This is a genomic window from Microbacterium sp. FG3 (assembly GCF_057809335.1).
Window position 1 is genome coordinate 1 of record NZ_JBMDJT010000022.1, and the last position, 18,131, is coordinate 18,131.

Annotated in this window: 16 protein-coding genes; 12 read left to right on the forward strand and 4 right to left on the reverse strand. The window is 71.9% G+C overall.

What is annotated here, in order from left to right; translation table 11 throughout:
* Nucleotides 1–311 precede the first annotated feature (311 nt).
* The 6 genes from ftsX to ACODR5_RS08705 all read left to right on the forward strand — a co-directional run bounded on the left by ftsX (nucleotide 312) and on the right by ACODR5_RS08705 (nucleotide 4,332).
* Nucleotides 312–1,229 carry a permease-like cell division protein FtsX gene (gene ftsX, locus ACODR5_RS08680; RefSeq protein ID WP_449853924.1) on the forward strand — a complete coding sequence of 306 codons (918 nt, stop codon included), beginning with the start codon at nucleotides 312–314 and terminating at the stop codon, nucleotides 1,227–1,229.
* Between the two features lie 76 nt (nucleotides 1,230–1,305).
* On the forward strand, nucleotides 1,306–1,782 hold the full coding sequence (smpB, locus tag ACODR5_RS08685) for an SsrA-binding protein SmpB (protein WP_488983356.1): 477 nt from the start codon (nucleotides 1,306–1,308) through the stop codon (nucleotides 1,780–1,782).
* 76 nt (nucleotides 1,783–1,858) lie between these two features.
* Nucleotides 1,859–2,335 carry a prepilin peptidase gene (locus tag ACODR5_RS08690; RefSeq protein WP_488983357.1) on the forward strand — a complete coding sequence of 159 codons (477 nt, stop codon included), beginning with the start codon at nucleotides 1,859–1,861 and terminating at the stop codon, nucleotides 2,333–2,335.
* A gap of 44 nt (nucleotides 2,336–2,379) precedes the next feature.
* Entirely contained in the window at nucleotides 2,380–3,405 is a 1,026-nt protein-coding gene (locus tag ACODR5_RS08695; protein WP_488983358.1) for a YihY/virulence factor BrkB family protein, read from the forward strand.
* Between the two features lie 55 nt (nucleotides 3,406–3,460).
* Nucleotides 3,461–3,700: a response regulator gene (locus tag ACODR5_RS08700; RefSeq protein ID WP_449853920.1), complete on the forward strand. Its 240-nt coding sequence runs from the start codon at nucleotides 3,461–3,463 to the stop codon at nucleotides 3,698–3,700.
* 14 nt (nucleotides 3,701–3,714) lie between these two features.
* Nucleotides 3,715–4,332, forward strand: coding sequence for a CYTH domain-containing protein (locus ACODR5_RS08705; protein ID WP_488983359.1), 618 nt, complete (start codon nucleotides 3,715–3,717; stop codon nucleotides 4,330–4,332).
* 59 nt (nucleotides 4,333–4,391) lie between these two features.
* Here ACODR5_RS08705 and lpdA read toward each other — a convergent pair whose 3' ends face one another.
* Nucleotides 4,392–5,789 carry a dihydrolipoyl dehydrogenase gene (gene lpdA, locus ACODR5_RS08710; RefSeq protein ID WP_460816632.1) on the reverse strand — a complete coding sequence of 466 codons (1,398 nt, stop codon included), beginning with the start codon at nucleotides 5,787–5,789 and terminating at the stop codon, nucleotides 4,392–4,394.
* A 9-nt stretch (nucleotides 5,790–5,798) separates the two neighbouring features.
* Nucleotides 5,799–6,467 (reverse strand): copper resistance CopC family protein, encoded by a 669-nt coding sequence (locus ACODR5_RS08715; RefSeq protein WP_488983360.1) that lies wholly within the window; start codon nucleotides 6,465–6,467, stop codon nucleotides 5,799–5,801.
* Nucleotides 6,468–6,620: 153 nt separating this feature from the next.
* Here ACODR5_RS08715 and ACODR5_RS08720 point away from each other — a divergent pair, with 153 nt between their 5' ends.
* The 3 genes from ACODR5_RS08720 to ACODR5_RS08730 all read left to right on the forward strand — a co-directional run bounded on the left by ACODR5_RS08720 (nucleotide 6,621) and on the right by ACODR5_RS08730 (nucleotide 8,469).
* Nucleotides 6,621–7,112: an FHA domain-containing protein gene (locus tag ACODR5_RS08720; RefSeq protein WP_488983361.1), complete on the forward strand. Its 492-nt coding sequence runs from the start codon at nucleotides 6,621–6,623 to the stop codon at nucleotides 7,110–7,112.
* Complete coding sequence (gene ftsR / locus ACODR5_RS08725; RefSeq protein WP_449853915.1) at nucleotides 7,112–7,807, forward strand: transcriptional regulator FtsR; 696 nt, start codon at nucleotides 7,112–7,114, stop codon at nucleotides 7,805–7,807. Before ACODR5_RS08720 ends, ftsR begins: the two co-directional genes overlap by 1 nt.
* A 116-nt stretch (nucleotides 7,808–7,923) precedes the next feature.
* Entirely contained in the window at nucleotides 7,924–8,469 is a 546-nt protein-coding gene (locus ACODR5_RS08730; RefSeq protein WP_449853914.1) for a MerR family transcriptional regulator, read from the forward strand.
* A gap of 1,012 nt (nucleotides 8,470–9,481) precedes the next feature.
* Here ACODR5_RS08730 and ACODR5_RS08735 read toward each other — a convergent pair.
* Nucleotides 9,482–10,285, reverse strand: coding sequence for a ParA family protein (locus tag ACODR5_RS08735; RefSeq protein ID WP_449854843.1), 804 nt, complete (start codon nucleotides 10,283–10,285; stop codon nucleotides 9,482–9,484).
* A gap of 71 nt (nucleotides 10,286–10,356) precedes the next feature.
* On the opposite strand from ACODR5_RS08735, the gene ACODR5_RS08740 reads away from it, so the two are divergent.
* The 3 genes from ACODR5_RS08740 to def are packed head-to-tail and all read left to right on the forward strand — an operon-like array spanning nucleotide 10,357 to nucleotide 16,161.
* Nucleotides 10,357–13,764, forward strand: coding sequence for a pyruvate carboxylase (locus ACODR5_RS08740; protein ID WP_488983362.1), 3,408 nt, complete (start codon nucleotides 10,357–10,359; stop codon nucleotides 13,762–13,764).
* A 10-nt stretch (nucleotides 13,765–13,774) separates the two neighbouring features.
* A complete protein-coding gene (locus ACODR5_RS08745; protein ID WP_488983363.1) occupies nucleotides 13,775–15,673 on the forward strand; it encodes a MinD/ParA family ATP-binding protein in 1,899 nt (632 codons plus the stop codon).
* A complete protein-coding gene (gene def / locus ACODR5_RS08750) occupies nucleotides 15,670–16,161 on the forward strand; it encodes a peptide deformylase (RefSeq protein WP_449854820.1) in 492 nt (163 codons plus the stop codon). The genes ACODR5_RS08745 and def overlap by 4 nt, the downstream gene beginning before the upstream one ends.
* Nucleotides 16,162–16,241: 80 nt before the next feature.
* On the opposite strand, the gene ACODR5_RS08755 is transcribed toward def, so the two are convergent.
* Nucleotides 16,242–18,065 carry an AMP-dependent synthetase/ligase gene (locus tag ACODR5_RS08755; RefSeq protein ID WP_488983364.1) on the reverse strand — a complete coding sequence of 608 codons (1,824 nt, stop codon included), beginning with the start codon at nucleotides 18,063–18,065 and terminating at the stop codon, nucleotides 16,242–16,244.
* Nucleotides 18,066–18,131 lie beyond the last annotated feature (66 nt).

The window sequence follows — 18,131 nt, forward strand, 5'->3', positions numbered from 1 at the left end:
CGTTAGGCTCGTCGGCAGCGTCAGATGTGAATAAGACACAGGGCGACGCCCCCGCAGCCGCCCGCCGGCCCCCACGCCGCCGCGCCCGCGGCCGGCCCGGCGCGCCCCGCGGAGCCGCCCCGTGTCGCGCCGATCCCGCCCGCGCGCCCCGCCGGGCCCGATGCGGGAGGCGAGGACGATCCGCTGCCGCCCGACGTCACGAAGGCGCGGCAGCGCCCCGTCGCCGAGCAGGCCGAGCGGGTCGCCGAGCTCGGCTTCGCCGAGCGGCTGGGGCTCGGGCGTGACGACGAGGACGAAGTGGGGCCGACGGCATGAGACTCGGACTGATCCTCGGCGAGGTCCTCACGGGGCTCCGCCGCAACGCGTCGATGGTCGTCTCGGTCGTGCTCGTCACGTTCGTCTCGCTGACCTTCGTGGGCGCGGCGATCCTGATGCAGGCGCAGATCGGCACGATGCGGGAGTACTTCCAGGACCGCGCGCAGATCGAGATCTACCTGTGCTCGACCCTGTCCACGCAGGAGACCTGCCTGGAGGGCGCCGCGACGGAGGAGCAGACCGCGGCCGTCGAGGCGGAGCTGCGCTCCGACACGCTGTCGTCGGTGATCCAGCGCTTCACCTACATCTCCGCCGAGGAGGCGCACGCGTCGTTCACCGAGAACTTCCCCGATCAGGCGAATCTGCTCACCCCCGAGCAGACGAACGCGTCGTTCCGCATCACGCTGGTGAACCCGGAGGACCCCCGCAACGCGGACGTGCTCGTGGAGGCGTTCTCCGGCATCGCGGGCGTCGAGGGGGTGACGAACCAGATCGAGCATCTCGAGCCGCTGTTCGCCGCGCTCACGATCGCGACGTACATCGCCGTGGGCATCGCGGCGCTCATGCTCATCTCCGCCGTGCTGCTCATCGGCACGACCATCCGCTTGTCGGCCTACGCCCGGCGCCGCGAGGTCGGCATCATGCGCCTGGTGGGCGCGTCGAACCGCTTCATCCAGACGCCGTTCGTGCTCGAGGGCGTCGTCGCGGCGTTCCTGGGCGCCGCGCTCGCGAGCGTCGCCGTGCTGCTGATGGTCCGCTTCGGCGTCGACGGCTATCTCGCCACCAGCATGGGCACCGTGCCGTGGGTGGGCATGGGCGAGGCGTGGCTCGTCGTCCCCGTCATCATCGCGCTCGGCGTCGTGCTGGCCGCCGCCTCGGCCGGCTTCGCGATCCGCCGCTGGCTGCGCGCCTGATCCAGTAGACTCGAACGCTGCCCGTCATCCGGCGGGCGGCGTTCGAGGTGCCGGATCGCGGAAGGGCGGGTGTCGCATGCCGAAGGAGAAGGGCGAGAAGGTCATCGCCCTCAATCGCCGTGCCCGCCACGAGTACACGATCGAGAAGACCTACGAGGCCGGCCTGGTGCTGCAGGGCACCGAGGTGAAGTCGCTGCGCGAGGGCCACGCCAACCTCACCGACGGCTACGCGTACATCGACCGCGGCGAAGCCTTCCTCGACCAGGTGAGCATCCCGCAGTACTCGAACGGCACGTGGACGAATCACTCGGCCAAGCGCATCCGCAAGCTGCTGCTGCACAAGGACGAGATCGCCAAGCTCGCGCGCAAGACCGCCGAGGGCGGCTACACGCTCGTGCCCATGAAGCTGTACTTCGTCGACGGCCGCGCCAAGGTCGAGATCGCGGTGGCCAAGGGCAAGACCCAGTACGACAAGCGCCAGACGCTGCGCGAGCGCCAGGACCGCCGCGAGGCCGAGCGCGCCATGCGCCTGCGCAACCGCGTGGGGGAGTGACCAACAGGCATCCGTGCCACCCCGCCCCGCGCGCCTACGATCGTCCGGATCGGATGGGCGAGCCGCGGGAGGGGCGATGGATCCGGCCTCGGTCGCGCTGGGCGCGGCGTACCTGGCGTTCGGCGCCGGCGGCCTCGCGCTGATCCGCACCGACCTGGCCGAGCACCGGCTGCCGAACGCCATCATGCTGCCGACGACGGGCGTCGTCGCGGCGCTGCTCGTCATCGCCGCGCTGCTGGCGGGGCGCACGTCCGCCATCGGGGGCGGCGCGGCGGGCGCGCTGCTGCTGGGTGGCTTCTACGCCGCGCTGTGGATCGTCGGCCGCGAGAGCGGCGGGATGGGCGGCGGCGATGTCAAGCTCGCGCTGCTGGTGGGGCTGTTCCTCGGCTGGCACGGCTGGGCCGCGCTCGCGCTGGGCGCGGCGGCCGGATTCCTCGCGGGCGGGCTGGTCGCGGTCGTGCTCGTCGCCGCCGGTCGCGCCGACGCGCGCACGCGGATCGCGTTCGGTCCGTTCATGCTCGTCGGCGCATGCATAGGGCCCCTCGTCGGCTGACGCAAGGCCGGGCACCGCCGCGCGGCGGACGCTAGCCTGTCCGCATGGGGGCGCTGATCGGCATCTGGAATCGCGTGCTGGCGTGGGCGCTGCAGCGGCGCCTCGTGCGCTCGCTTCTGCTCTACTCCGAGAGCAACGGACCGGTGCTCGCGGCGAGCGTGACATACCGGGCGCTCTTCGCGCTGTTCGCGGCCGTGCTGCTGGGGTTCTCCGCGGTCGCCATCTGGCTCTCGGGTCGCCCGGAGCTTTGGGACGCGCTCGTGGCCGGTGTCGACAACGTCATCCCCGGCCTCATCGGCGAGGGTGGGGTGATCGACGCGAGCGAGCTGCAGAAGGCGCCGGGCGCCATCACCGTGGCGGGCGTCATCGCGGTTGTCGCCCTCGTGGGCGCGGCGATCGGGGCGATCACGACGCTGCGCACCGCGATCCGCGTGATGGCGGGCACAGAGAACGCGACGACCTCGCCGATCCTGCTCGCCCTGCGCGACCTGCTGTTCGCACTGGCCGTGGGCGTGCTGCTCCTCGCCTCGGTCGTGGTGACGTTCCTCGGATCGGCGTTCGTCACGACCGTGCTGGACTGGCTGGGGCTGGGGTCGGACCTCGCCGGGGCGATCGTGACGAGGATCATCACGATCGCGGTGACCTTCGCGCTCGACGCGGTGATCATCGCGCTGCTGTTCGCGCTCCTGTCGGGCACGCGCCCCTCGCGGCGGGCGCTGGCCGCCGGCGCCCTCGTGGGCGCCACGGGACTCGTCGTGCTGCAGCAGCTCTCCGGGCTCTTCGTCGGCGGCGCCGATTCGAACCCCCTGCTCACGTCGTTCGCCTCGCTCATCGCGCTGCTGCTGTGGCTGAACTTCTCGGCGCAGGTGATCCTGATCGCGTGCGCGCACGTCATCACGACCATGGCGGAGGAGCGCGATCGCGTGGGGGAGCGCTACGGCGCCACGACGCTCGCGCAGCGCAAGGTGCGCAGCGCCGAGCGGGAGGTGCGCATCGCCACGGCGGCGCTGCGCACGGCCAGGGAGCAGGAGAGCGCGGAGCGCGAGGCGAACGCGGCGCGTGAGGCATGACGCGCGCGGGCGCAACCCCCGCGCGCCGCGCGGAGGCCCGGGGTAGGCTCGGCCCATGGCCATCGCACGACTGAACGGCGGACCCCTCGACGGACAGGTCCTGCCCCTGGATTCCACCGACCAGGACCAGCTGATCATGCCCTACGCGGAGGGTCAGCTCGTCTACCGGCGCGAGGGCGACGCGGAGAACACCGGCGAGGGCGACGGGCCCACCGAGGTGGAGTTCCGCTACGCCCAGGAGCTGAACGACATCGACTCGACGGACGACGACGAGCCGAAGGCGGCCGACCGCTGATGGCGGCGGCCGGGATGACCGGACCGACGCGCTTCGTCGAGGTCGAGCGCAAGTTCGACGTGGACGTCGGCACCCCGGTGCCGGACTGGACGGGAGTGCCCGGCGTGGCCGCGGTGACGCCGGGGGAGGAGCGCCACCTCGACGCGCTGTACCTCGACACGGCCGACCTCGCGCTCGGCCGCGCCGGCGTGGCGCTGCGCCGGCGCACCGGCGGGCCCGATGCCGGCTGGCACATCAAGGGGCCGCTCGTGGACGGCGCTCGCGTGGAGCTCGGCTGGCCCCTCGGCGAGGGAGACGAGGTGCCCGACGCCGTGCGCGCCGAGATCGCGCAGTGGACCACCGCGCCGCTGGAGCCGCTCGCGCGGATCGTGAACGACCGCACCGCCTACGAGCTGCGGGACGCGCACGGCGCGACCCTGGCGGAGTTCGTCGACGACCACGTGCGCACGACCGACCTGCGCGCGGGCGACGAGCGCGAGTGGCACGAGTGGGAGATCGAGCTCGGCCCCGCCGCCCCGGCGGATGCCGCGGCGCGCGAGGCCTTTTTCGCCGCGGTGGCGGAGGCGGCGCTGGCCGCCGGCGCCCGCGGCGCCTCGTCGGCCTCGAAACTCGCCCGCGCCCTCGGCCGCTGATCCGCCGACGACAAAGGGCCCGGATCCGAGGATCCGTGCCCTTTGTCGTTCTGGCTGGCTCACATGTTGATGAAGTGACCCTGGAGGCCGTGGAAGCCCTCCTGCAGCGTCTCCGAGAGCGTCGGGTGCGTGTGCACGTTGCGGGCGGCCTCGACGGCCGTGAGGTCCCACTTCTGCGCGAGCGTGAGCTCGGGCAGCAGCTCCGAGACGTCGGGGCCGACCATGTGGCCGCCGATGAGCTCGAGGTGCTCGGCGTCGGCGATGAGCTTGACGAAGCCGATCGGCTCGCCCAGGCCATTGGCCTTGCCGTTGGCGCTGAAGGGGAACTTCGCGACCTTGATCTCGCGGCCCTCCGCGCGGGCCTGCTCCTCGGTCAGGCCGAAGCTGGCCACCTGCGGCGAGCAGAACGTGGCGCGCGGCATCATGCGGTAGTCGCCCAGCGTCTGGGTCTCGGCCTTCGCGATCGTCTCGGCGGCGACCACGGCCTGCGCCTCGGCCACGTGGGCCAGCTGCAGCTTGGCGGTCACGTCGCCGATGGCGTAGATGCCGTCGACGTTCGTGCGCATGAAGTCGTCGATCTCGATCGCGCCGCGCTCCGTGAGCTTCACGCCCGTCTTCTCGAGGCCGAAGCCCTCGACGTTGGGGGCGAAGCCCACCGACATGAGCACCTTGCCGGCCGTGATCTCGCCCGGCTGGCCGTCGCGGGTCTCGTACGTGACGCGCACCGACGATCCGCTGTCCTCGACGGTCTTGACCGCGGTCGAGGTGAGGATGTCGATGCCGTACTTCTTGTACTGCTTCTGGATCTCCTTCGAGACCTCCGCGTCCTCGTTCGGGAGGGCGCGGTCGAGGAACTCGATGATCGTCACCTTGACGCCGTAGTTCGACAGCACGTAGGCGAACTCCATGCCGATCGCGCCGGCTCCGACGATCACGATCGACTCGGGCAGCTCGCGCGAGAGGATCTGCTCCTCGTACGTGACGACGTTCTCGCTCAGCTCGACGCCCGGCAGCAGGCGCACCTTCGAGCCCGTGGCGATGATCACGTTCTCGTACGTGATCTCCTCGGTGGACCCGTCCGACTTCGCCACCGAGATGGCCTTCGGTCCCGTGAAGGTGCCGCGACCCTCGTACTCGGTGACCTTGTTCTTCTTCATGAGGTAGTGGATGCCCTTGACGTGCGTCTCGGCGACCTTGCGGCTGCGGTCGAACGCCGCGCCGAAGTCGAACGAGACCTCGCCGGAGATGCCGAAGAAGTCGGCCTTGTGCGTGAAGGTGTGCGCCACCTCCGCGTTCTTCAGCAGCGACTTCGAGGGGATGCAGCCGACGTTGAGGCACACACCGCCCCAGTACTTCTCTTCGATGATCGCGACCGAGAGCCCGAGCTGTGCGCCGCGCACGGCTGCGACGTATCCGCCGGGGCCCGCGCCGAGGATGACGAGGTCGTAGTGAGCCATGGCTTCAGCCTATCGCCCGGCGGGCGGCGCGTCGTCCGCGTCGTCGGTGCGATCGCGTCGGGCACGCGCGACGAGGATCGCCACGAGGGCGCCGCCGCCGGCGGCCAGCAGCAGGCCGCCGATGATCCACGGCAGGTTGCGCACGAAGCCGTCGCCGTCGGCCGGGGTCCCGTCGGCGGGATCGGGCGTGGCACTCGGCACGGGCGTCGCCGTCGCGGCATCCGACTCGTCCGGCGTCTGCGGGGTCTGCGTGGGCTCGGGGCTCGGCTGCGGCGCGCTCGGGGTGGCGACGGTGAACGAGAAGGTGCCGTCGATCGGATGCCCGTCGCTCGAGACCACGCGCCACGTCACCGCGTACTCCCCGGCCTCCGCCGCCTCGGCCAGCGGCACGGTCACGACGGCGCCGTCGACCACGGGATCCTCGGCGGTCGCGTCGGCACCCGAGGGCGAGAGGACCTGCACGGCCGTGCCGTCGCCCGCGTCGATGAGCTCGGCGCTGTACGTGAGCGTCAGCTCCGCCGGCATCGTCTCGACGGTCGAATCCGCCGCCGGATCCGTCGACACGAGCGTGTCGTGCGCGGCGGCGGGCGAGGCGCTCGCGAGGGAGGCGGCGAGGAGGACGGCGACGGTCGCGCCCAGCACGGGCATGCGGCGCAGGACACGGGTGGTGGCGGACATGCCACCGAACGTACGGTCGGCGGCTGAGCGAACGCTGGCGGCGCGACTGCCGATAGTGGGCCCGGGATCGTCGAGATGTCCGCCATCCGGGGGACGAACGGATCCCGCGCCCGGCGGTCCATCCGATACGCTGGACGAAAGGAAGGATCGAGCGTGACGGATTCGGAGTTCCAGCCCACCTCTGCGGCGTCGGTGCGACGCGACGGCGGCCACGACGGCTCTGGCGATTCCACGCAGTCGTTCGGCCACGAGTCCGACCTGTCGTTCGTGCCGTTCCACGGCGAGCTCAGCGAGACGGAGCTCGAGGCGATCCAGGCGCTGCCCGCGGGCTCGGCGTTGCTGCTCGTGCGTTCCGGCCCCACCGCCGGCGCCCGCTATCTGCTCGACGGCGACGTGACGACCGTCGGTCGCCACCCCGAGGCCGACATCTTCTTCGACGACGTGACGGTGTCGCGTCGCCACTGCGAGGTCCTGCGCACGGAGGCGGGCTTCGAGATCGTCGACCAGCGCTCGCTGAACGGCACGTACGTCGACGGCTCGCGCGTGGACCGCGGTGTGCTGCGCAACGGCAACGAGGTGCGCATCGGCAAGTTCCGCGTGAACTTCTTCGCCTCGCCGCAGGATCTGCCGGCGACGGGGGCCTGATGGCGGCTGCCCACGCCCGTCTGCCGCATCGGGAGCCGGGAGATGGCGCGCTCCTCAGCATCGGCCAGGTGCTCGCCAAGCTCACCCCCGAGTTCCCGCAGCTGACCTCGAGCAAGCTGCGCTTCCTCGAGATGCAGGGGATCGTCAGCCCGCAGCGCACGGCCGCGGGCTACCGCAAGTTCTCTCCCCACGATCTGGAGCGGCTGCGCTTCGCGCTCACCCTGCAGCGCGATCACTACATGCCGCTCAGCGTCATCCGCGAGCACCTCGCCGACGTCGACGCGGGCCGCGACGTGCAGACGCCGGTCGCGCCGCCGTCGATCCACCCGTCCGAGCGCCGCTACAGCAGGGCCGACCTGCTGGCCGAGGCCGGCGCGGCCCCCCAGCTGTTCAACGACGCGGTGAGCACCGGGGTGCTCACGCCGGCCGAGACCTACGACGAGCAGGCCGTCGCGCTGATGCGCGCGCTCGTCGCCCTCGATCGCCACGGCATCGAGCCGCGGCACGTGCGCGGCCTGCGCCAGAGCGCCGAGCGCCAGGTGTCGCTCGTCGAGACGGCCCTGTCGACCGTGCGCCGCCGCACCGACGCCCGCTCCCGCGCGACCGCGGCGGAGCTCGCGCCCGAGCTGGCCGCGCGCCTGGACGAGGTGCGGGCGATCTTCGTCAAGTCGGCGCTGAGCCGCCTGCTCGACTGATCGTCACCGTTCAATAACGGCTCGCGACACGCCACCCGCGAGCGGCCGGATGTCGTTGCCGGGGCACACGCGGGGGCGTACGTTGGGAAGGTCGAATCGGACCACGAGGGGGACACATGAACGCAGGCACTCCGACCGGTGAGCCCGGCTTCGCCGTCGACCTGCTCTTCACCGACGGTCTCCCGGAGCTGGACCCGCAGATGGGCTACCGCGGCGCCGTCGCCGCGCGTGCCGCGGGCATCACCTATCGGCAGCTGGACTACTGGGCCCGCACCGAGCTGGTCGTGCCCACCATCCGCAGTGCCAGCGGCTCCGGATCGCAGCGCCTCTACGGCTTCCGCGACATCCTCGTCCTGAAGCTCGTCAAGCGACTGCTCGACACGGGCATCTCGCTGCAGCAGATCCGCACGGCGGTCGAGCAGCTGCGTGCGTCCGGCATCGAGGACCTCGCGGGCACGACGCTCATGAGCGACGGCGCCTCGGTGTACCTCTGCACATCGAACGATGAGGTCATCGACCTCGTCAGCCGCGGCCAGGGCGTCTTCGGCATCGCCGTGGGCAAGGTCCTGCGCGAGGTCGAGTCGACGCTCGTCGAGTTCGACCCCACCGCCCCGGACCCCGTCGACGAGCTCGCCGCCCGCCGCACGCGGAAGAGCGCTTGATTCTTTAAGATCTGCGCTGTTCTTTTTTGAATCTGCGCCGCTCGGGCACCCGCTTCGCGGGTGCCGCTAGCGTGCTCTCGCCGGCGCTCCCGCGCCGGCGAGGGGGGGGGCCGCCACGCTCGCTTCGCTCGCACAGTGATCGGTGGGAGCACCATCGGCTGAACTCATCGGTTGAAGCCATCGGGTGAAGCCCGTCGGTTGCTGAACGGAGCGGCGCAGCCGCGGAGATGAAGCGACCACCGCAGCGTCATGGACTTGCTGTGGTCGCTTCATCTTCGTTCGCTGACGCTCACTTCGTTCAGCAACCGTGGGGTTTCACCGGTCGGTTGGGCCCATCGGTTGCTGGGCGGTTGGGCGCATCGGTTGCTGAACGGAGGCGCGGAGCGCCGGAGATTAAGCGACCACCACGAGCCGCTGCGGTTGACCCCATCGGTTGCTGGGCGGAGCGCCGGAGGCGCGGAGATGAAGCGACCACCGCAACCGTCATGGAGTTGCTGAGGTCGCGTCCGCTTTGCGCAGGAACCGGGGGTTTCACCGTCCGGCTACATTCATCGGTTGCTGAACGGAGCGCCGGAGGCGCGGAGATGAAGCGACCAGCGCAACCGGTCGTCGACCGAGCGAAGCGAGCGGAGTCGGCTTGAGCGGAGGCCGCGCAGCGGCCGGAGTCGCAAGCAGGGGCTCAACCCCTTGGCTTCGACTCGCTTCGCTCGCCCGGCCCGTCTCCGCTCCGGCGCTTCGCGCCTCCGGTCGACGAGCGGGACGTTGCTGAAGTCGCTTCGTCTTCGTTCGCTGGCGCTCACTTCGTTCCGCAACCGTGCGGTTGAACTGATCGGTTGCTGAACGGAGGCGCGAAGCGCCGGAGAGGAAGCGACCAGCGCAAGCCGGTCGTCGACCGGAGCGGCGCAGCTGCGGAGCGGAGACGGGCCGAGCGCAGCGCCGGAGGCGCGGAGCCGAGGCCGAGGGGGCGACGGTGCGCAACCCGGCCACCGAGCCGGAAACGGCCCGGAGCGGCTTACTGCTCGCGGGGGTCGGGGATCCGGCCCGATCGCATGATGCGGTCCAGCAGTGCGTCGAAGTCCGCGGCGAGCTCCTGCGCCGACTCGCCCGGCCACACGTGCAGCGGCTTCGCGGCGCCCTGCGCCTGCTGCAGCGAGGTGCGCTCGGGCAGCTGGGGCTCGAGCACGAGCGGCCCGAACATGTCCCGCAGCTCCTTGATGCGGAACTGGTGCTCGATCGACTGCGGGCGCACGCGGTTCACGACGATGCCGAGCGGCTGCAGGCGGGGCGAGAGGCCGCGGCGGATCTCCTCGATCGCGCGCAGCGCGCGGTCGGCAGCGGCCACCGAGAACAGCCCGGGCTCGGTCACGACCGCCACGCGGTCGCTCGCGGCCCACGCCGTGCGCGTGAGGGCGTTGAGCGAGGGCGCGCAGTCGATGAGGACGAGGTCGTACTCGCTCTCGATGAGCGCGAGCGCCTCCTCGAGCTTCCACACGTCCTTCACGCTCGGGTGTGGGCCGTCGAAGTTGATCGCCGACGGGCTGCCGATCATGACGTCGATCGTGCCGGGGTGCGCCTTCGCCCAGCCGCTGTGCGTGATGGCCTGACGGACCGTCTTCTCCTTGGGGGAGGTGAGCACATCGGCGACGTTCAGCTTGCCAGCGGCCTGGATGTCCATGCCGGTCGAGACGTCGGACTGCGGGTCGAGATCGACGACCAGCGTCCGCAGCCCACGGGCGAACGCGGCGGACGCGAGGCCGAGGGTCACGGTCGTCTTGCCGACGCCGCCCTTGAGGGAACTGACGCTGAGTACGTGCACGATCCCCACGTTATCGCCCCTATGCTGTGGAGCACGTGCGGACGCCCCGAACCCACGGCCGAAGGAGGCACATGTTCTCGAAAGTCCTCGTCGCGAATCGCGGAGAGATCGCCATCCGTGCCTTCCGCGCGGCCTACGAACTGGGAGCGCGCACCGTCGCGGTGTTCCCCTTCGAGGACCGCGGATCGCTGCACAGGCAGAAGGCCGACGAGTCGTACGAGATCGGCGAGCCGGGCCGCCCGGTCCGCGCCTACCTCGACGTGGACGAGATCATCCGGGTGGCGCTGCACGCCGGCGCCGACGCCATCTACCCCGGCTACGGATTCCTCTCGGAGAACCCGGAGCTCGCGGCTCGCGCCGCCGAGAACGGCATTACCTTCATCGGCCCCTCGGCGAAGGTGCTCGAGATGGCGGGCAACAAGGTCACCGCCAAGGAGCACGCGATCGCGGCCGGCGTGCCCGTGCTGCGCTCCACCGACGCCTCGGACGACGCCGACGCCCTCATCGCGCAGGCCGAGTCGATCGGCTTCCCGATCTTCGTCAAGGCCGTCGCGGGCGGCGGCGGGCGCGGGATGCGCCGCGTCGAGACGCCCGACGAGCTGCGCGGAGCGCTCGAGGAGGCCATGCGCGAGGCGGGCGCCGCGTTCGGCGACGCGCGCGTGTTCCTCGAGCAGGCGGTCGTGCGTCCCCGGCACATCGAGGTGCAGGTGCTCGCCGACCGCACGGGCGCGACCGTGCACCTGTTCGAGCGCGACTGCTCGGTGCAGCGCCGCCACCAGAAGGTCATCGAGATCGCGCCGGCGCCGAATCTCGACGACGACATCCGGCAGGACCTGCACCGCTACGCCGTGGCGTTCGCCGAGTCGATCGGCTACGAGAACGCCGGGACCGTCGAGTTCCTCCTCGAGACGGCGGGGAAGCGCGCGGGCGAGGTCGTCTTCATCGAGATGAACCCGCGCATCCAGGTGGAGCACACCGTCACCGAGGAGGTCACCGACGTCGACCTCGTGCAGTCGCAGATGCGGATCGCGGCGGGCGAGACGCTGGAGGACCTGGGCCTCACGCAGGATCGGATCACGCTGCGCGGCGCCGCGCTGCAGTGCCGCATCACGACCGAGGACCCGTCGCAGGGCTTCCGCCCCGACACGGGCCGCATCACGACCTACCGCTCCCCGGGCGGCGCGGGCATCCGCCTGGACGGCGGCACGACGGCCGCGGGATCGCAGATCAGCGGCCACTTCGACTCCATGCTCGCCAAGCTCACCTGCCGCGGGCGCGACTTCCCGGCGGCCGTCGCGCGCGCCCGGCGCGCGCTGGCGGAGTTCCGCATCCGCGGCGTCGCCACGAACATCCCGTTCCTGCGCGCCGTGCTCGACGACGACGGCTTCGTCTCGGGCGACCTCAGCACGTCGTTCATCGACGAGCGGCCCGAGCTGCTCACCAGCAACCCGTCGCGCGACCGCGCCACGAAGCTGCTGAACTGGCTCGCCGACGTCACCGTGAACCGGCCGTACGGTCCCAAGCCGAAGATGCTCTCGCCCGGCAGCAAGCTGCCCGACATCGACCTGTCGGCGCCCGCCCCCGACGGCAACCTGCAGCGCCTGCGTGAGCTCGGGCCCGAGGGATTCGCCCGCGCGCTGCGCGAGCAGAAGGCACTGGCCGTCACGGAGACGACGTTCCGCGACGCCCACCAGTCGCTGCTGGCCACCCGCGTGCGCACCCGCGACCTCGTGCGCCTCGGCCCGCACGTGGCGCGCATGACGCCGCAGCTGCTGAGCGTCGAGGCCTGGGGTGGCGCGACGTACGACGTGGCGCTGCGCTTCCTCGCGGAGGATCCGTGGGAGCGCCTGGCCGCGCTGCGCGAGTCGATGCCGAACATCCCGATCCAGATGCTGCTGCGCGGGCGCAACACCGTGGGCTACACGCCGTACCCGACCGAGGTGACCGACGCCTTCGTGCGCGAGGCCGCCGAGACCGGCGTCGACATCTTCCGGATCTTCGACGCCCTCAACGACGTCTCGCAGATGCGCCCGGCCATCCAGGCCGTGCGCGAGACCGGCACGGCCCTGGCGGAGGTCGCCGTCTGCTACACCGGCGACCTGCTGAACCCGGCCGAGGACCTGTACACGCTCGACTACTACCTGCGCCTCGCGGAGCAGATCGTCGACAGCGGCGCGCACGTGCTCGCGATCAAGGACATGGCGGGGCTGCTGCGCCCCGCGGCGGCCGCGACGCTCGTGACCGCGCTGCGCGAGCGCTTCGACCTGCCCGTGCACGTGCACACGCACGACACCGCCGGCGGGCAGCTCGCCACCCTCCTGGCGGCGAGCGCGGCCGGCGCCGACGCCGTGGACGCGGCGGCCGCCCCCATGTCGGGTACGACGAGCCAGCCCTCGCTCTCGGCCCTCGTCGCCGCGCTCGCGCACACGGAGCGCGACACGGGCCTCGACCTGCAGGCCGTGTCCGACCTCGAGCCGTACTGGGAGGGCGTGCGCCAGCTGTACCGCCCGTTCGAGTCGGGACTGCCCAGCCCCACCGGCCGCGTGTACCGGCACGAGATCCCGGGCGGCCAGCTGTCGAACCTGCGCCAGCAGGCGATCGCGCTCGGGCTCGCCGACCGGTTCGAGCGGATCGAGGATATGTACGCCGCGGCGGATCGCATCCTCGGGCGCATCCCCAAGGTCACGCCGTCGTCCAAGGTCGTGGGTGATCTCGCGCTGGCGCTCGTGGCCGCGGACGCCGATCCGGCGGACTTCGAGGAGAACCCTCACAATTACGACATCCCGGATTCCGTCGTCGGATTCATGGCGGGGGAGCTGGGCGACCTGCCCGGCGGGTGGCCCGAGCCGTTCCGCTCCAAGGTGCTCGCCGGCCGCGAGGCCACCGTGCGCACCGTGGAGCTGACCGACGAGCAGCGCGAGGGGCTGGCGGGCGACACCGCCACCCGCAAGCGCACCCTCAACCGGCTGCTGTTCCCCGGTCCCGCCGCCGAGTTCGAGCGCAACCGCGAGCAGTACGGCGACCTCTCGGCCCTCGGCACCCCCGACTACCTCTACGGCCTCACGCCGGGCGAGGAGCACATCGCCGAGATCGACCCCGGCGTGCAGCTGTACGTGGGACTCGAGGCGATCGGCGAGGCCGACGACAAGGGCATGCGCACCGTCATGACGACGCTCAACGGCCAGCTGCGCCCGGTGTACGTGCGCGATCGCAGCATCGCCGTCGAGACCCGCCAGACCGAGAAGGCCGATCCGGTGCAGACCGGCCATGTCGCGGCGCCGTTCGCGGGCGTCGTGACGCTCAAGGTGGCGGAGGGCGACGAGGTGCAGGCGGGCCAGCCGGTCGCGTCGATCGAGGCGATGAAGATGGAGGCGGCCATCACCGCGCCCGTCGCGGGGCGCGTACAGCGCCTCGCGGTGACGGGCACGCGGCAGGTGGAGGCCGGCGACCTTTTGGTCGCCGTCGCGCCCGCCGAGTAGTTTTCTCTGTGTGACACCCGACAAGAACGACCTCCTCGACGAACCCGAGGATCATGGGATCCTCGGTGACGCGGTGGCCGACAGCTCCGTGATCGGCGTACCCGGCACGCGGACCTCGCAGCTGCGCGTGCCGTTGCCGCGCGGCTACGAGGACCTCGACGACGACGCCGACGTGGTCGACGACTCCGACGACCTCGCGCGCGGCACGATCGTGCTGGAGCTGCCGGCCGATGACGACGCCGACGACGACTCCACCGACGAGCCCGAGGCGGAGATCGACGAGCCGGCCGCCGAGACCGGCGAGATCGAGGAGGACGCCGTCGCGGCGGCGCGGGCGCGCATCGGCGAGGCCCTCGTCGCGGCCCGCGCGGCGATCGCCGCCGACTCGCCTCTCGCGGCGGCGGACGGGACCGATCGCGCGGACGCGGAGCCCGACGCCTCCGCCGCGCCGGAGGCCGGCGAGGCGGCCGCCGAGGAGCCCGCCACGAGCACCGGGGCGGGCGAGACGATCGAGCCCGCGGATGCCGCCGAGCCGGACGCGACGATCGAACCGCCGTCGGCGCCCGAGCCCGAGCCGGCGCCCGAACCCCAGCCGACGCCCGAGCCCGGGCCCGAGCCGCCGGCGGCACCCGAGCCCGAGCCGACGCCATCGCCCCAGCCCCAGCCGACGCCCGAGCCCGCGCCGGCCGCCGCGCCGCGCGAGCGCGTCGCGGAGGTGCCGCGCCCCGCGGACGCCGCCATCCAGACCGACGCGCACGCGGCGGACGACACCGAGAAGGACGAGCCCGACGTGAGCCCTGCCGACCACCAACCCACGAATGACGACGCGCCGGGGCAGGGCGCCGCAGCCGCCCCGGGCGAGTCGGCGGCGCTCGCGCGCACGACCCGGTTCGTCGCGCAGCCGGTCGAGTCCAAGCGCGTGAACGCCTCGGGCGCCGAGAGCGCCGACCAGCTCACGAGCGACCGGCTCGTCGAACCGGGCCGCCACGCCAAGGTCGAGCCGGAGGGCGCCGCGTGGCGCTCCCTCGTGTTCCGCGCCACGCGCGGCCTCATCAACCCGGGGGACAGCCGCAGCGTGCGCGCCCGCAAGCAGCTGAGCGCGCAGATCTCGTCGCCCCTGCACGGCGGCGCGCGCTTCGTGCCCGTCGTGAGCCGCAAGGGCGGCGTGGGCAAGACCACCGTCACCACCCTACTGGGCATGGCGCTGGCCGACGCCCGCGACGACCGCATCATCGCCGTCGACGCCAACCCCGACCGGGGCACGCTCGCCGAGCGTGTCGCGGGCCGCTCGGGCCGCACGGTGCGCGACGTGGTGCGCGATCACGCGCGCATCTCGGGGTACGGCGACATCTCCGACCTCGTCTCGCGCGACGAGACGCGACTGGACGTGCTCGCCTCCGACACCGATCCGCACGTCGCGCAGGCGTTCGACGACAGCGACTACCGCACGGTGGCGCAGGTCGCGGCGCACTACTACTCGATCGTCCTCACCGACACGGGCACCGGGATCGTGCACTCCGTCATGGAGGGCACGCTCGACCTCGCCGACGAGCTCGTCGTCGTGGCCGGGCTCAGCGTGGACGAGGCGCGCCTGGCGTCCGAGACCCTGACGTGGCTCGAGGCGCACGGCCGCGGGGACCTCGTCGAGCGGGCCGTCGTCGTGCTGAACCAGTCGTCTCCCGGGACGCCGCTCGTGCGCCTTGCGGAGCTCGAGTCGCACTTCGCCAGCCGCGTGCGCGCCGTCGTGCGCCTGCCGTACGATCCGGCCGTCGCGACCGGCGGCGCGATCGACTGGGCCGAGCTGCGGCGCGAGACGCGGCAGGGCGCGCGCGAGCTCGCCGCGCGCGTCGTGGAGGGCCTGCGCGGCACCGCGCGCTCGGCGGCGGTCGCGAAGGGCGGCGCGCGGTGACCGTCCGCGAGATCCGCCTCTACGGCGACCCCGTGCTGCGCACGCCTTGCGCGCCGATCGAGGTGATCGACGCGGGCATCAGGGCCCTCGTCGACGACCTGCTCGACACCGTGAAGCTGCCCGGCCGAGCCGGCGTCGCGGCGCCGCAGATCGGCGTGGGCCTTCGCGCCTTCAGCTACAACGTGGACGAGCGCGTCGGGTACGTGCTGAATCCGCGCATCGTCGAGGTGCGTGGCGAGGCCGTGCCCACGGGGGAGGGGTGCCTCTCGGTGCCCGAGCTCTGGCACGACGCGCTGCGCCACCCGTACGCGCGCGTGGAGGGTGTCGACCTCGACGGGCAGAAGGTCGTGCTGGAGGGCGAGGGCCTGTTCGCCCAGATGCTGCAGCACGAGACCGATCACCTCGACGGCGTCGTGTACCTGCAGCGGCTGCCGAAGGAGGAGCGCGCCGTCGCGATGCGCCGCGTGCGCGAGAGCTCCTGGTTCTGACGCGGCACGGATCGATCCGCGCCGCACGGTGATGCACGAAGGCCCGGCCCCTCGGGGAGCCGGGCCTTCGCGCGTGCGTGTCAGCCGAGCACGACGTTGGTGGTCGTCTCGCCCGTCGCGGCGTAGAGGTCCTCGACCTCGGCCGAGAAGTCGCGCAGGATCTCGGCGCGCTTGATCGACAGCTTCGGCGTGAGGTGTCCCGTCGCCTCCGTCCACTCCGTGCCGAGGATCGTGAACTTGCGGATCGACTCCGCGCGCGAGACGCGGGCGTTCGCCTCGTCGATCTGGCGCTGCACCTCGGCGCGCACGATCGGGCTCTTCGCCGCCTGCTCGAGCGTGAGGTCCGGCGACTCGCCGTGCGTCTCGAGCCACGCGGGCAGCATCTCGGGATCGAGCGTGACGAGCGCCGAGATGAAGGGGCGCTGATCGCCCACGACGACGACCTGGCCGACGATCGGGTTGGCGCGGATCGGGTCCTCGAGCACGGCGGGCGCGACGTTCTTGCCGCCGGCCGTGACGATGATCTCCTTCTTGCGGCCCGTGATGGTCAGGTAGCCGTGCTCGTCGAGCGATCCGATGTCTCCCGTGCGGAACCAGCCGTCGTCGAACGTCGCGGCCGTGGCCTCGGGGTTCTTCCAGTACTCCTTGAAGACGTTGATGCCGCGCACCTGCACCTCGCCGTCGTCGGCGATCCGGATGTCGACGCCCGGCAGCGCCGGTCCCACCGTGCCCACGCGGATGTCGGTCGGCAGGTTCACCGACGCGGGTGCGGTGGTCTCGGTGAGGCCGTAGCCCTCGAGGATCTTGATGCCGAGGCCCCGGAAGAAGTAGCCGAGGCGCGGGCCGAGCGGCGCGGAGCCCGAGACGGCGTACTCGACGTTGCCGCCCATGAGCGCGCGCAGCTTGGAGTACACGAGCTTGTCGAACAGGGCGAACTTCAGCCGCAGCGCGAGGCCGACCGTCTCGCCTTCCTGCACCCGCCGGGAGTGCTCGATCGCCGTCGCGGCGGCCGCCTGGAAGATCCGGCCCTTGCCCTCCGCCTCCGTCTTGGCCTCGGCGGAGTTGTAGACCTTCTCGAACACGCGGGGCACGGCCAGCAGGAGGGTGGGCTTGAACGACCCCAGCGCCTTCACGAGGTTCTTCGTGTTCGGCTCGTGGCCGGTGCGCACGCCCGCGTGGATGTACAGGATCGACATGAACCGGGCGAACACGTGCGCCGTCGTGATGAAGAGCACCGTCGAGGCGTTGCGCAGCGGCAGCTCGAGGGCCTTCGCGGAGTTGCGCGCCAGCTCCACGAAGTTGCTGTGGGTGAGCACACAGCCCTTCGGGCGCCCGGTCGACCCGGACGTGTAGATGATCGTGGCGAGGTCCTCGCCGCGCGCGAGCGACCGGCGACGCTCGATCTCGGCGTCCGGGACGTCGCGCCCCTCGGCGGTGAGCGTCTCGATCGCGCCCTCGTCGAGCCGCCAGACCCTGCCGATGAGCGGCAGCTCGTCCTTGACCTCCTCGTAGCGGGCCACGTGCTCGCCGTGCTCGGCGATGAGCGCGACGGCGCCGGAATCGGACAGGATCCACTGCACCTGGGCGGCGGAGCTCGTCTCGTACACGGGCACCATCACGGCGCCGGCGTAGAAGAGCCCGAAGTCCACGAGCGTCCACTCGTACGTGGTGCGCGCGATGAAGCCGATCTTGTCGCCCGGCTCGATGCCGGCCGCCACGAATCCCTTGGCGAGGCCGATCACCTGCCGCTCGAACTCGCGCGCCGTGATGTCGCGCCAGCCCTCGCCGTCGGGCACGCTGAACAGCGCGAGATCGGGGGTGGCTTTCGCGCGGATCGCCAGCAGGTCTGCGATGTTCGCCTCGGGGTCGGCGGGGACGATCGCGGGTACAGAGGTCACGTTCACGGCAGCTCCTTTGACACCGCTCGGATGGGTCTCTCCACTCTAGGCGCACTGTGGGCGCTGCGCCGC

Bases quoted from the DNA above. Each gene is read 5' to 3' on its own strand.
- ftsX (WP_449853924.1), top strand. From the start codon at position 312: ATGAGACTCGGACTGATCCTCGGCGAGGTCCTCACGGGGCTCCGCCGC.
- smpB (WP_488983356.1), top strand. From the start codon at position 1,306: ATGCCGAAGGAGAAGGGCGAGAAGGTCATCGCCCTCAATCGCCGTGCC.
- ACODR5_RS08690 (WP_488983357.1), top strand. From the start codon at position 1,859: ATGGATCCGGCCTCGGTCGCGCTGGGCGCGGCGTACCTGGCGTTCGGC.
- ACODR5_RS08695 (WP_488983358.1), top strand. From the start codon at position 2,380: ATGGGGGCGCTGATCGGCATCTGGAATCGCGTGCTGGCGTGGGCGCTG.
- ACODR5_RS08700 (WP_449853920.1), top strand. From the start codon at position 3,461: ATGGCCATCGCACGACTGAACGGCGGACCCCTCGACGGACAGGTCCTG.
- ACODR5_RS08705 (WP_488983359.1), top strand. From the start codon at position 3,715: ATGACCGGACCGACGCGCTTCGTCGAGGTCGAGCGCAAGTTCGACGTG.
- lpdA (WP_460816632.1), bottom strand. From the start codon at position 5,789: ATGGCTCACTACGACCTCGTCATCCTCGGCGCGGGCCCCGGCGGATAC.
- ACODR5_RS08715 (WP_488983360.1), bottom strand. From the start codon at position 6,467: ATGTCCGCCACCACCCGTGTCCTGCGCCGCATGCCCGTGCTGGGCGCG.
- ftsR (WP_449853915.1), top strand. From the start codon at position 7,112: ATGGCGGCTGCCCACGCCCGTCTGCCGCATCGGGAGCCGGGAGATGGC.
- ACODR5_RS08730 (WP_449853914.1), top strand. From the start codon at position 7,924: ATGAACGCAGGCACTCCGACCGGTGAGCCCGGCTTCGCCGTCGACCTG.
- ACODR5_RS08740 (WP_488983362.1), top strand. From the start codon at position 10,357: ATGTTCTCGAAAGTCCTCGTCGCGAATCGCGGAGAGATCGCCATCCGT.